13 protein-coding genes are annotated in these 13,045 nt (G+C 64.2%); 8 read left to right on the plus strand and 5 right to left on the minus strand.

Going from position 1 to position 13,045, the window contains the following annotated elements:
* Nucleotides 1–36: 36 nt before the first annotated feature.
* Nucleotides 37–465 carry a SufE family protein gene (locus tag ACNJX8_RS27865; RefSeq protein WP_128934958.1) on the plus strand — a complete coding sequence of 143 codons (429 nt, stop codon included), beginning with the start codon at nucleotides 37–39 and terminating at the stop codon, nucleotides 463–465.
* A gap of 148 nt (nucleotides 466–613) precedes the next feature.
* On the opposite strand, the gene ACNJX8_RS27870 is transcribed toward ACNJX8_RS27865, so the two are convergent.
* Together ACNJX8_RS27870 and ACNJX8_RS27875 are read right to left on the minus strand one after the other, a co-directional pair.
* A complete protein-coding gene (locus ACNJX8_RS27870) occupies nucleotides 614–1,030 on the minus strand; it encodes a MucR family transcriptional regulator (protein ID WP_091890880.1) in 417 nt (138 codons plus the stop codon).
* 148 nt (nucleotides 1,031–1,178) lie between these two features.
* A complete protein-coding gene (locus ACNJX8_RS27875; protein WP_439357444.1) occupies nucleotides 1,179–2,066 on the minus strand; it encodes a DUF308 domain-containing protein in 888 nt (295 codons plus the stop codon).
* Nucleotides 2,067–2,378: 312 nt separating this feature from the next.
* Between ACNJX8_RS27875 and ACNJX8_RS27880 the strand changes: the two genes are divergently transcribed.
* Nucleotides 2,379–4,028, plus strand: coding sequence for a glycosyltransferase family 39 protein (locus tag ACNJX8_RS27880; RefSeq protein WP_439357445.1), 1,650 nt, complete (start codon nucleotides 2,379–2,381; stop codon nucleotides 4,026–4,028).
* A 206-nt stretch (nucleotides 4,029–4,234) separates the two neighbouring features.
* A complete protein-coding gene (locus ACNJX8_RS27885) occupies nucleotides 4,235–5,014 on the plus strand; it encodes a class II aldolase/adducin family protein (RefSeq protein ID WP_439357446.1) in 780 nt (259 codons plus the stop codon).
* 357 nt (nucleotides 5,015–5,371) lie between these two features.
* Here ACNJX8_RS27885 and ACNJX8_RS27890 read toward each other — a convergent pair whose 3' ends face one another.
* The 3 genes from ACNJX8_RS27890 to ACNJX8_RS27900 form a co-directional block, all read right to left on the minus strand.
* Nucleotides 5,372–6,766 (minus strand): M20/M25/M40 family metallo-hydrolase, encoded by a 1,395-nt coding sequence (locus tag ACNJX8_RS27890; protein WP_439357447.1) that lies wholly within the window; start codon nucleotides 6,764–6,766, stop codon nucleotides 5,372–5,374.
* A gap of 39 nt (nucleotides 6,767–6,805) precedes the next feature.
* Nucleotides 6,806–8,134 (minus strand): glycosyltransferase family 87 protein, encoded by a 1,329-nt coding sequence (locus ACNJX8_RS27895; RefSeq protein ID WP_439357448.1) that lies wholly within the window; start codon nucleotides 8,132–8,134, stop codon nucleotides 6,806–6,808.
* Nucleotides 8,135–8,274: 140 nt separating this feature from the next.
* Entirely contained in the window at nucleotides 8,275–9,897 is a 1,623-nt protein-coding gene (locus ACNJX8_RS27900) for a helicase HerA-like domain-containing protein (RefSeq protein ID WP_439357449.1), read from the minus strand.
* Between the two features lie 335 nt (nucleotides 9,898–10,232).
* Here ACNJX8_RS27900 and ACNJX8_RS27905 point away from each other — a divergent pair, with 335 nt between their 5' ends.
* The 5 genes from ACNJX8_RS27905 (at nucleotide 10,233) to folK (ending at nucleotide 13,016) form a co-directional block, all read left to right on the plus strand.
* Nucleotides 10,233–10,598 (plus strand): hypothetical protein, encoded by a 366-nt coding sequence (locus ACNJX8_RS27905; RefSeq protein WP_091890866.1) that lies wholly within the window; start codon nucleotides 10,233–10,235, stop codon nucleotides 10,596–10,598.
* Nucleotides 10,599–10,624: 26 nt separating this feature from the next.
* Nucleotides 10,625–11,032 (plus strand): DUF4332 domain-containing protein, encoded by a 408-nt coding sequence (locus tag ACNJX8_RS27910; protein WP_128934964.1) that lies wholly within the window; start codon nucleotides 10,625–10,627, stop codon nucleotides 11,030–11,032.
* Nucleotides 11,033–11,297: 265 nt separating this feature from the next.
* Nucleotides 11,298–12,158, plus strand: a complete 861-nt coding sequence (gene folP, locus ACNJX8_RS27915; protein ID WP_439357450.1) for a dihydropteroate synthase — start codon at nucleotides 11,298–11,300, stop codon at nucleotides 12,156–12,158.
* Complete coding sequence (folB, locus tag ACNJX8_RS27920; RefSeq protein WP_008553485.1) at nucleotides 12,155–12,523, plus strand: dihydroneopterin aldolase; 369 nt, start codon at nucleotides 12,155–12,157, stop codon at nucleotides 12,521–12,523. Before folP ends, folB begins: the two co-directional genes overlap by 4 nt.
* Nucleotide 12,524: 1 nt before the next feature.
* The gene (gene folK / locus ACNJX8_RS27925) at nucleotides 12,525–13,016 is read left to right on the plus strand and encodes a 2-amino-4-hydroxy-6-hydroxymethyldihydropteridine diphosphokinase (RefSeq protein ID WP_439357451.1); all 492 of its coding nucleotides are present in this window, start codon (nucleotides 12,525–12,527) and stop codon (nucleotides 13,014–13,016) included.
* Nucleotides 13,017–13,045 lie beyond the last annotated feature (29 nt).

Here is a 13,045-nt window from a genome sequence, read left to right on the forward strand (position 1 = left end):
GTCCCTATATTGGCCTGAAAGGGAACATGGGCCAGCATGACGACGATCGACGAAATCAGGGACAATTTCGAACTTCTCGACGAGTGGGACGACCGCTACCGGTACGTCATCGAGCTCGGCCGCACCCTGGAACCGATGCCGGAGGCGGAGCATTCTGCCGCGAACAAGGTGCAAGGCTGCGTCAGCCAGGTCTGGCTCCAGAAGCTGGTCGAGCGCGGCAATGGCGCGCCGATCCTGAAGTATCGCGGCGACAGTGATGCGCATATCGTGCGCGGACTGGTTGCGATCGTGTTCGCGCTCTATTCCGGCCGCACGCCGCAGGAGATCCTCGACACCGACGCGATCGCCGTGTTCAACGAGTTCGGCTTTCGCGATCATCTGACGCCGCAGCGTTCCAATGGCCTGCGCTCGATGGTCGAGCGCATCAAGACCGACGCCAAAGAGGCGCTCGCGGAAGCGTCGTAAGATCCTCATGGTGAGGAGCGCAGGTCTCGAACCACGCAGCAAAAAGCCGTAGGGTGGGCAAAGCGAAGCGTGCCCACCATTTCGCGTGCAATCGAAAAAAGATGGTGGGCACGGCGCAAGAGCGCCTTTGCCCACCCTACGAAAATCTTTACTTCCGCTTCCGCTGCTGCTGTCCGAGGCCCATCTGCTTCGCCAGCTGCGAGCGCGCCACCGCGTAGTTCGGCGCGACCATGGGATAGTCGGCCGGCAAGCCCCATTTCTCGCGATATTGCTCCGGCGTCATGTTGTACTGGGTGCGCAGATGGCGCTTCAGCGACTTGAAGCGCTTGCCGTCTTCCAGGCACACCAGATAATCCGGCGCGATCGACTTCTTCAGCGAGACCGCCGGCTTGGCCGGCTCGAGCGGCGCGGTCTCGGTACGACCCGACGAGACCCGCAGGAGCGCGCCATGCACCTGGCTGATCAGGTTGGGAATCTCCGCCGACGGCGTCGGATTGTTGCTGAGATAGGCCGACACGATGCTCGCCGTCAGCTCGATGAAATTCTTGTTCCCTGCATCCGACATGCGCCCCCCTTTCTCCGCCATCCTTCTCACGGGATTGACGACGCCAGAGTATTCCCTGTCAACAATACGTTCGGCGGAACCACGACGACTGTCGAGGAAGAGCTGATTACTGGCGAACGGCGGCGCTTTACTTTCTGCGCGGCGGCGCTCAGCCCCGCTGGTCGAGATGTGCGCGGAGCTCGTCGATCGAGGCAAAGCGCATCATGCCCTCCGGCATCTGGGCTTCGATCGAACCGTCGGAATAGAGCGAATAGGCCATGCCATCGACGACGCCGGACTTGAGCACGGTGACGGGCGCCTGCTCGGCCGCAGCCGCCGGCTCAGGTGCGCGCGGCGGCTCAGGTGCAGGCGGCGGCGTGGGAGCGGCTTCCGCAAAGGTCGAGGGCGAGTGCGGCGGCGGCCGGCGCGAGGTGACCGGCGGCTCCGGCGGGCGCATGCGTTCCGGTTTCGGCCAGGCGTCCTCGAAACTGGCAGGCGGAACGTTCGCGGCGGCGGGTGCTGCTGGTTCCTCATGAGGCGGCGGTGGGCCCTCGGTGGCCTTCGCCTCCGCGCGCTCACGCTCCTTGCGCGAGGTCGAAGCGAATAGCAGGTTGCGGCGGCGCGGCGCTTCCGGGGCCGCAGGAGGCGTTGGAGCTTCCGGCGCCTCGACGCGCGAACGCTCGCGCGCGGCGGCTTCGCTCTGCCACGGCGGAGGAGCCGCGGCTGGTGGTGGCGGCGGTGGCACCGGTTCGATCTTCGCAGGCTGGGCGAGTGCCGGCTCGGGCGCAGGCGCGCCGGGCATCGCCAGCCCCGGCAGCACGGGCCTGACCGGAACCTCTGATGCGGCTGTTCCGGCGACCAGCCGGCGGGCGATGCCCTTCAGCTCGAGCAGCAGGAGATGCAGGCCGACCAGTAGCATTCCAGTGCAGACGCCGATGGTTCCGGAGATTATGAGGGTGCTGCCGACACTGAATTCCCTGACTGTGTAGCCAAATAGGATCGCAAGGAGGCCCGCCAGAACGGCGAAAATCCCCACGATCAACAATGCCAAGGTCATCGAACTCACCCCCGGCCGCGCATCCACACGCGACACTCGCCACGCCACGATACCGTCATACGGCGTTCCACGCCAACGGCCAATTGTGGGCACTGTTCCTAAAGGGAAAGAAATCAGGGACTTATTCACATTCCCTTCAGCTGCGGCTCGCTACTGCTACAGTGCTCCAAGTTTCTGGTTTTTGCTGCGTCGCATCAGGAATTTAGCCATAATGCCCAATTACTTGGTAATGGAACTGCGCTATAGGGATTCCGGGGAGCAGGCCCGCGCGCACCAGCAGGGCCGAGAGGGGATTCCGGGTCACCAATAGCCATGACATCCATCACGACTTCGGCGATCGACACGCCTCTGCGGCGCTCGGTCGAACGGACTTGCGACGATCTCGCCATGCTGGTGCTGGCTGCGGTTGCCGTCATTGCAGGCTTGACCTTCCGCGACTACGGGCTCGGCTGGGACGATTACACCCACGCTGAATATGCCGATCTGTTGCTGCGCATGTTCGGTTCCGGCTTCAGGGACACGGCGGCGCTCTCCTTCGCCAATCTCTACATGTATGGCGGCGGCTTCGACATGGTCGCCGCTCTCCTGCACAAGATCATTCCGCTCGAACTGTTCGAGACGCGACGTCTGGTCGGCGCCATCGTCGGTGTGATCGGGCTTGCGGTGACGTGGCGGCTCGGCCGCCGCATCGGCGGCCCCCTTGCCGGTCTTGCGGCACTCTTGCTGCTCGCGCTCTGCCCGATCTTCTACGGCCACATGTTCATGAACCCGAAGGATGCGCCCTTCGCGGTGGCCATGATCATCCTGATGCTGGGCCTCGCCCGCCTCGCGGAGGAATATCCGCAGCCGTCGCCACGCACGATCCTGATCGTCGGCTTGGGTGCCGGACTTTCGCTGGGCTGCCGCGTTCTCGGCGGTCTCGCACTGGTCTACGCCGTGCTCGGCTTCCTGCCGCTGTTCCTGGAGGAGCTGCGCAGCGAGGGCCCGCGCGAGTCGATCCGCCGCTTCGTCCATGTCGTCTACGTGCTGCTGCCCGGCCTCGTGCTCGGCTACCTCGTGATGGGGCTGATCTGGCCGTGGTCGATCATGCAGCCCGGCAATCCCTTCGAGGCGCTGACCTACTTCTCGCACTTCTTCGAGAAGCCCTGGAAGGAGATGTTCGACGGCGCGATCGTGTCCGTGCCCGACATGCCCTGGTCCTATCTGCCGACGCTGTTCGCGCTGCAGCTGCCCGAGGTGATGCTGGTGCTGATGGCCGGCGCCGTGATCGGCACCTTCGTACTGCTGCCGCGGCGCGAGGTTCCCGCGCGCCGCAAGACGATCCTCTTGATGCTGACGCTGGCCGCGACCCTGCCGCTCGCGATCGCAATGGTGAAGCGGCCGGCGCTGTACAATGGCATCCGCCATTTCGTCTTCGTGATCCCGCCGATGGCGGTGCTCGGCGGCGTCGCGTTTGCTTGGGCCATGGAGCGCCTGCGCGCCAATCACCGCACCTGGCAGCCGGTCGTGCTCGCCACCTTCTGCTTCGGCCTTGCGCTGTCGCTCGCCGAGATGATCCGGCTGCATCCCTATCAATACACCCACTTCAACCACATCGCCGGCACCGTGCGCGGCGCCGACGACCGCTTCATGCTGGACTATTGGGGCCTGGCGCTGAAGCAGGCTTCCGATGAATTGCGCGAGCAGTTGATCGAGCGCCAGGAAGTGCCGCCCGTCAATCGCAAATGGAAGGTCGCGGTGTGCGGTCCGCAGCGTCCGGCCCAGGTCGCGCTCGGACCCGACTTCACCATCGGCTGGGATTCCAATGCGGCCGATTTCGCGATGACGCTGGGCGAGTTCTACTGCAAGGGCCTCACCGCGCCCGTCATGGTCGAGATCAAGCGCGACGACGTGGTGTTCGCCCGCGTCTACGATATCCGCGGCCGCAGCATTTCCAGCCTGCTGTCGATCCCGGCGCCGTAATAATTTTCTTTCGACCGGAGCCCGGATGGAGCGCAGCGAAATCCGGGATCAGGCGCCCCCGCATTGCGCTTCCGCCTTCGCTCTTCGAGCTACGGCGGAAGCTCCATGCAGGCTGCGCGCGACAGCCACGCTCCTTGCGCCTTGCCGTCAACCCGGCCCAAGACTACGCTCCCACCCCGCAACAACGATGTTCGGAGAGATCAGCCATGTCGCCAGCGGAAGCGCGCCGGAAGGAAGTGCCGTCGAACATGACGGAGGCCGAATGGCAACAACGGGTCAATCTCGCCGCCTGCTATCGCCTGGTCGCGCTGTACGGCTGGGACGATCTGGTCGACACCCACATCTCCGCGCGCGTGCCCGGCCCCGACCATCACTTCCTCATCAATCCCTACGGACTGATGTTCGACGAGATCACGGCGTCGAGCCTCGTCAAGGTCGACTTGCACGGCAATCAGCTCTCCGAGAGCGAATACAGCATCAACCCGGCCGGCTTCACCATCCATTCGGCGATCCACGAGGTGCGCGAGGACGCGATCTGCGTGCTGCATCTCCACACGCTCGACGGCACCGCTGTGTCGAGCAGCGCGGAAGGCCTGTTGCCGCTGAACCAGACCGCCCAGCTAGTTACCCACGACCTCGCCTACCACGACTATGAAGGCATCGCGCTCGACCACGACGAGCGGCCGCGGCTTCAGAAGGACCTCGGCGACCACAACCACATGCTCCTACGCAACCATGGCACGCTGACGCTCGGTCGCTCGGTCGCCTCCGCCTTCGAGCGCATGTATCACCTCGAGCGCGCATGCTCGATGCAGGTGCGCACGCGCGCGCTGGGCACGCCGGTCTATCCGGTCGACCACGTCGCGATCGATAAGAACACCGAGCTGCTGTCGAACCGCGACCGCGCCGAGCTGCGCGCCACCAACCTCGTGTGGCCGCCGCTGCTGCGCAAGCTCGACCGCGAGCTTCCCGGCTACCGCTCTTGAGATTTTCGAAGTTTGGTGTAGGGTAGCGATCAACGAACCTCTACGCCTTTTGGAATGAAACGCCGCCCAATTCCGGGCGGCGTTTTTATTTGGGGCGGCGTTCGCAATCACCATCACCGTCACCCTGAGGTGCTCGCCTCTTCGGCGAGCCTCGAAGGGCGACGGCCCGGCTGCATCGGGGCCGTGCATCCTTCGAGGCTCACCGTGAAGCGCGTTGCGCTCCACGGCTCGCACCTCAGGATGACGGAAGGCGCTCTCGTAGGGTGGGCAAAGGCGCATAGCGCCGTGCCCACCATCTCGCAGCTCGCCTCGGAAGCGGTGGGCACGCTGCGCTTTGCCCACCCTACGACACCGCCTTTATTTCACCTCGGCGAGCGCGGCGAGGATGCGGGCCCAGGAGCGGATGCCCTTGTGGAAGCTGCGGAGGTCGTACTTCTCGTTCGGCGAATGGATGTTGTCATCGTCGAGGCCGAAGCCGACCAGCAGCGAGTCGAGCCCAAGCGTGCGCTTGAAATCGGCGACGATAGGGATTGAGGCGCCCGAGCCCATCAGCACGGTCTCCTTGCCCCATTCCTCGGTCAGCGCCTTGCTGGCGGCGGCAAGCGGCTTCATGTTCCAGTCGAGCGCGACCGCGGGCGCGGCGGAATGGTCGCCGAACTCGACCTTGCAGTCGCCCGGAATGCGCGCCGTCACATAGTCGCGGAAAGCCTTGCGGATCTTTGCGGGATCCTGCCCCTCGACCAGACGGAACGAGACCTTGGCAGACGCATGCGACGGGATCACCGTCTTGGAGCCCTCGCCGATATAGCCGCCCCAGATGCCGTTGACGTCGCAGGTCGGACGCGAGGAGGCCTGCTCAATCAGCAGCCGGCCCTTCTCGCCCGCCGGGATCGACAGGCCGATCGGCTTCAAAAACATCTCCGGCGTGAGATTGAGCTTCTTCCACTGCTCGAGGATATCGGGCGGCAGGTCCTTCACGCCGTCATAGAAGCCGGGGATCGTGATGCGGTTGTCGTCATCGAACAGGCCGCCGAGAATTTTCGTCAGCACCCGGATCGGGTTCATCGCGCTGCCGCCGAACACGCCGGAATGCAGGTCGCGATTGGCGGCGGTGATCTTCAGCTCCTCATAGAGCAAGCCGCGCAACGACGTCGTGATCGCCGGCGTGTTGCGGTCCCACATGCCGGTGTCGCAGACCAGCACGTAGTCGGCTTTGAACTCGTTCTTGTTGGCCTCGATGAAGGGCACGAAATTCTTCGAGCCAACCTCCTCCTCGCCTTCGATCAGGAAGGTGATGTCGATCGGCAGCGAGCCCGTCACCTTTTTCCAGGCGCGGCAGGCCTCGACGAAGGTCATGACCTGGCCCTTGTCGTCCTCGGCACCGCGCGCGACGATGATCTTGCGGCCATCGGCATGGTCGGTGACGACAGGCTCGAACGGCGGACGGTGCCAGAGATCAAGCGGATCGACCGGCTGCACGTCGTAATGGCCGTAGAACAGCACGTGCGGCCGTCCGCCTGCCCCGGTCTTGCCGACGATGGCGGGATGGCCCGCGGTCGGCCTCACTTCAGTGGCGACACCGAGGCTCGCGATGTCCTTGGCGAGATGCTCGGCCGCCGCCTTGCAATCGGCGGCGAAGGCCGGATCCGCGGAGATCGACTTGATCCGCAACAACGAGAACAGGCGCTCCAGGCTGTTGTCGAAATCCTTGTCGATGTGGTCGAGCACGGATTGAAGCTGCGCATTGGCCATGGTCGTGATCCTGACTTTCGAGTCTCAAGAAATCGGGGCTCAAGGTGTCTGCGCTTTTAGCGCCGGCGCGGCCTTGGGGCCAGTCGCTACCGGCGGGTGCCGGATGTGCCATGCGAGGCTGCCGGCAAGGATGGCGGTCGCAACGAGATTATTGCCCCAGGCCTGGATGACATTGGGAAACCACGGCAGCGACAGCAGCATGAGGATGCCGGCCGCGCCCAAAGCAAGCCAGGTTCCAAGCCGCACATTCGCCCGCGCGTCGAAGGCAGCCCGATGCATCAGCACCGTCATCGGGAAGAACAACCACATGAAATAGTATTGTCGCGCCAGAGGCGAGGCAATCGTCATCAGGCAGAACAGGATGCCGAGCTCCTCGGCATCGGAGCGCGCCGTGCGCTGCGCTTGCCGAGGCATGATCGCGATGAAGCCGAGCCCGAGCAATGCCGATAGCGCGAGCACGATCCAGTTCGCCGTGCGGTAGTCGACGTCGATGACGTTCATCGTACGCGGCGGCTTGTTGGGATCTTCCAGATTGTAATTGATCGGCCGGACCAGGCGATGCGTGACGGCAATGAGGGACTGGTTGACCCACGACCAGTTCTGCTCGCCGCGCTGGCCAAAGCCTTTTTCCGAGCTGCTCCCGACCATGGCCTGGTACCAGGTCGCAAGTTCGGCCGCGTTGCGCTCGAAGCCGCGGATCGGCGCCGGCACGACGTAAAGAAGAATGCCGATGAAGGCGACGGTCGCGACCACGGCCGCCCACTTCCGCCGCCAGATCAGATAGGGCAGCACCGCGATCGGAAACACCTTGATGGCCGTCGCGAGCGCGAACATGAAGCCGGCAAGCCAGGGGCGCTGATGCCGCAAGCTCCAGAAGCCGTAGAGCATCATCGCGAGCAGGACGAGGTTCGGCTGGCCGAGGTCGAACATGTCGAACACGAAGGTGACGGTGACGAAGGCGGGCAGCGCTTCCAGCCACGGACCGGCCCTGCGGTCCGATCCGGCCAACACCTGGGAGAACGTCCCGGTGCACCACCACGCCATCGCATTCAGGATCGACAGGACGACATAGAGCGGGACTTTGCCGAACCAGCTCGGGATCGCCAGCAGGACCGCCGGCAGCGGTGGATAGATGAACTCGAAATAGTCGCTGATGTCACCGGGATAGAGCGGCCGCCCCTGCAAGACCTGCTGCCCGGCCCAGTACCACAGCCCATAATCCTTGGTCTTGCCGTGGCCGAAGATCTCGGGAATGAGCACGTCGGCAGTCAGGAGGAGGCAGCAGAACAGGAAAAGCAGGTCCAGCGGCGCACGCAACGACAGGCGTCTCGGCGCTTCGGGTTTGGCTAACGGGGCGGTGGAGATCACGGTGGGGTCCAGTCGGCGGCGGACTACCACGTAGCAGACGGACGGATGTTTGGAGAGTCCCTCACCGGAATTTGTGCCGGTGGTGATGGCCTCCCCGATGGCCGCTAGACCTTCCGCAGCGTCACGGCCGGATCTGCTGCCTACCGCCGCAGCAATCCGCCGAGCGCGCCGCGAACCAGGGTGCGGCCGATCGAGCCGCCGAGCTGGCCGGCGACCGACTTGCCGATATTTGCGGCCATCCCCCCGATCACCTGGTTAGTCACCGATCGCGTCACGTCGCGCGCAATGACCTGGCCGGTCGACAGCCGGCCACGCTTGACGTTGGTGCCGAAGATGGTGCCGACGATCGAGCCGATCTGGCCGAGGACGCCGCCACCGTTTCCGCCTGCCGAACCGTCGGCCGTTGCCGCCGTGCCGGCGAGGCGCTTCTGAAGGATCTCATAGGCGGACTCGGAATCGACGGCGGTGTCGTATTTGCCCATGACCGGGCTCGCCGCCATGATCGCCTTGCGCTCCTCCGGCGTGATCGGTCCGATCCGGGCCGAAGGCGGCCGGATCATCACCCGCTCCACCATCGAAGGGGTGCCGTTGCCTTCGAGGAAGGACACCAGCGCCTCGCCCTTGCCGAGCTCCGTGATCACCTTGGCGGTGTCGAGCTTCGGGTTGGGCCGGAAGGTCTGGGCTGCGGCGGTGACCGCCTTCTGGTCGCGCGGGGTGAAGGCGCGCAGCGCATGCTGGACCCGGTTGCCCAGTTGCCCGAGCACGCGGTCGGGCACGTCGACCGGGTTCTGCGTCACGAAGTAGACGCCAACGCCCTTGGAGCGGATCAGACGCACCACCTGCTCGATCTTGTCCATCAGCGCCTTGGGCGCGTCGTTGAACAACAGATGCGCCTCGTCGAAGAAGAACACGAGCTTCGGCTTGGGCAGGTCGCCGGCCTCGGGCAGCTCCTCGAACAGCTCCGACAGCATCCACAACAGGAATGTCGCATAAAGTCGCGGGCTCTGAAGCAGCTTGTCGGCGACCAGGATGTTGACCATGCCGCGGCCGTCGCGATCGGTCTTCATGAAGTCCTTCAGCGTCAGCGCCGGCTCGCCGAAGAATTTGGTGCCGCCCTGGTTCTCCAGCACCAGGAGCTGGCGCTGGATGGTGCCGACGGTCGCCTTGGTGACATTGCCGAAGCCCTGGGCGGCTTTGCGGATGACGGCGAACGGATCCTCCTCCGCGTCCGCTGCCTTCTTCCCGCTATCGGGCACGATGGCGTCGAGCAGCGCGCGAAGGTCCTTCATGTCGATCAAGGCAAGACCGTTGTCGTCGGCGACGCGGAAGGCGACGTTGAGCACGCCTTCCTGCACGTCGTTCAGATCGAGCATGCGCGCGAGCAGAAGCGGCCCCATTTCCGTGACGGTCGCCCGCACCGGGTGGCCCTGCTCGCCGAACACGTCCCAGAACACCGTCGAGAACTGGTCGGGCTGGAAGGTCAGCCCCATCTCGGTGGCGCGCTTGACGATGAAATCTTTGGCTTCGCCGACCTCGGAGATGCCGGAGAGGTCGCCCTTGATGTCTGCGGCGAAGACCGGAACACCGGCGCGCGCAAATCCTTCCGCCATCACTTGCAGCGACACCGTCTTGCCGGTTCCGGTTGCACCGGTGACGAGCCCGTGGCGATTGGCGAGCGCCAGCGTCAGCCAGGCCTGCTCGTCTCCCTTGCCGACGAAAATCTTGGCGTCGGTGTCACCGAGCTTGCTGTCCTGTGCGGTCATAATTCTCACTGATCTCTGCAGGTTTCGCGTATCGAAACTCGAATGCATTAGTTCCGTAGTTTAACGCATGTTGTGCGTCGATTAAAACCATTCAACGCGTCCCAAACATGCGACATTGGCGGAAATATCAGCCGAAAGTCGGAATGGAGCGTTCGCACCGCGGTATTTTTTTGCTGATTCCATCTCCGCTCTTGCACCGCTGCAACACTGTTTATGCGTTCGGAGATGAATCGCGGCGAGGCGTGCGTTCATCGCTTGAATTTCACATCGCACCGGCTCAAGATCATTTTCGCAAGCAATACTCCGGCATGTGAACCGGCTGAGGGGCAGGCCATATGGACGAGCTGATCGGACGGCTGGCGACAAACGCCAGCATAGATAGTGCTGTCGCGGAAAAGACCGTCGGCATTATCCTGGGCTTCCTCCGAAGCGAGGGTCCTTCCGACAGCGTTCAGGCCCTGATTGATCAAATCCCCGGAGCAGAAGCCGCGATCGAGGCGTGCAAGAGCGGCGGCGGACTGTCGCGGCTGATGGGCGGCGGCCTGATGGCCGTCGGCTCGCGCCTGATGGGCCTTGGACTGGGCATGTCGGAGATTCAAAACGTCGCCCGTGAACTTTTCCGCTTCGGCCGAGACAAAATCGGAGCGGATCAGATGGGCAAGATCATCGCGGGGACGCCGGGCCTCAGCCAGTTCGCCTGAAGCCACGCATTTCATATTCGAGTATCATGACATATCCGATCTCCGAGATTGACGGCCTGTCGGCCTTCGCCGCCAACAAATTGAAGGCGCAAGGAATCCGCACCACCGACGCGCTGCTCGAGGCTGCCTCCACCGTGAAGGGCCGCAAGGCGCTGTCCGCCAAGACCGGCATCAGCGAGCAGCTGCTGCTGGAATGGGCCAACGTCTCGGACTACATGCGCATCCCCGGCATGGGCCGGGCCAAGGTCGGCCTTGTCCGTGCCGCCGGCGTCACCACGGTGCGCGAGCTTGCTTATCGAAATCCGGCAAGGCTCGCCCAGAGCATGCGGGACGCCAACGAGAAGAAGAAGCTCCTCCGCATCCTGCCTTCCGAGAAGTCGGTCGGCGACATCATCGCCAAAGCGAAGAAGCTGCCGCCGAAGATTACGTATTGAGCGAGGACGAAGCTGGAGAGATAGGGTACCGCTGCTCCCAGATCGTCATTGCGAGCGTAGCGAAGCAATCCAGAATTTTTCCGCGGTGACAGTCTGGATTGCTTCGCGGAGCCTGTCATCGGGCCGCGCTTCGCGCGGACCCGTTGGCTCGCAATGACGGAGTGCGGGCAAGAACCTCCTCCCTCTCGTGCCCCTGAGCGCGTCGGAACGGCCGGATGCCCCCTTCCGTCTTGACTCCCCCTCCCCGACCGCTAAAGCCACCCGCATGAGTGCCTCGCCCTCTCCATCCGTCCCGCCGGCCGGCTCGGCCGGGGCCGACGTGCTGCGGACACTGCTGGAACGGCCGCTTCCGGCTGTGATGGGCGTGCTCAACGTCACCCCGGATTCCTTCTCCGATGGCGGCGAGTTCATCGCGCCTGAGCAGGCCTTCGCGCGAGCCCGGGCGATGATCGCTGATGGCGTCGACATCATCGATATCGGCGCCGAGTCCACCCGACCCTACAAGGGCGCCCAGCCGGTCACGGCGGAATACGAGCTCGCCCGGCTGAAGCCGGTGCTGGCTGGTGTCGTGGCGCTTGGGGTGCCCGTCTCGATCGACAGCATGAAGGCGGAGGTCGTGGCCTTCGCACTCGACCAGGGCGCGGCCATCGTCAACGATGTCTGGGGTCTGCAACGCGACGCCGCCATGGCACCGCTGGTCGCTGCGAAAGGCGTTCCGGTCATCGTCATGCACAACCGCGACAATGCCGACCCCACCATCGACATCGTCACGGACATGAAGACCTTCTTCCTGCGCTCGCTGGATATTGCGGCCAAGGCCGGCATCGCGCGGGAAAAAATCGTGCTCGATCCCGGCATCGGTTTCGGCAAGACCGCCGAGCAGAGCATGATCGCTCTGGCGCGGCTGCGTGAACTCGACATGTTCGGCCTACCGATCCTGGTCGGCGCCTCGCGCAAGCGCTTCATCGCTTCGGTGTCGCCGTCGGAGCCGAAAGAGCGGCTCGCCGGCTCGATCGCCGCGCACCTCATCGCCGCGCAGCGCGGCGCAAAGATCATCCGGACCCATGACGTCGCCGAAACCTTGCAGGCCCTGCGGGTGGCGCACGCAATCGAGAGCAAGCCATGACCGATACGATCTTCGTGACCGGCCTGTCGATCCATGCCCGCCACGGCGTCATGGATCACGAAACCGAAGTCGGCCAGCGCTTCGTCATCGATCTCGAACTCTATACCGACCTGTCGGAGCCTTCGCGGAGCGACCGGCTCGCCGACACCGTCTCGTACGCCGAGGTCGTGGCGACCACCACGGCGGCGTTCAAGAACACCAACTACAAGCTCCTGGAGCGCGCGGCCGGCGCGGTCGCCGATGCCATCCTGTCGCATTTCCCGCGCATCCGCGCCGTGAAGATCACCGTGCACAAGCCGCATGCGCCGATCGCCGCGATCTTCGACGACGTCGGCATCATGCTGACGCGCTCGCGGCATCCCTGATATGGCAAGCGTGCTGATCGCACTCGGTGGCAATGTCGGCGATGTCCGCGCGACATTCGGCAAGGCGATCGCCCATATCTGCGGCATGGCGCAAGCCGCACTAATTGCGCGGTCCTCGGACTACACGACGCCGCCCTGGGGCGACGAGGACCAGGAGCTCTTCATCAATGCCTGCATCGAGATCGAGACCAGCCTCGATCCGCATGCGCTGCTGTTCGTGCTGCAGAAGGTCGAGCAGAAATTCGGCCGCACGCGGGACAAGGAGCGGCGCTGGGGACCGCGCACGCTTGATCTCGACATGATCGCCTATGACGATGTCAGCTTGCAGAAGCCCGATCTGACCTTGCCGCATCCGCGCCTGTTCGAGCGCGCCTTCGTGCTGGTGCCGCTGGCCGAGATCGCGCCCGACCGCGTGATATCAGGCATTCGTGTGCGTGACGGGCTCGCCAGCGTCTCGACGCAAGGCATTGAGCGGCTTCCGGATACCGGTTAACCAAAAACAACCGTTTGCAGGAACGGTCC

Source organism: Bradyrhizobium sp. SPXBL-04 (genome assembly GCF_051853035.1).
Taxonomy (GTDB): Bacteria; Pseudomonadota; Alphaproteobacteria; order Rhizobiales; family Xanthobacteraceae; genus Bradyrhizobium; species Bradyrhizobium zhanjiangense.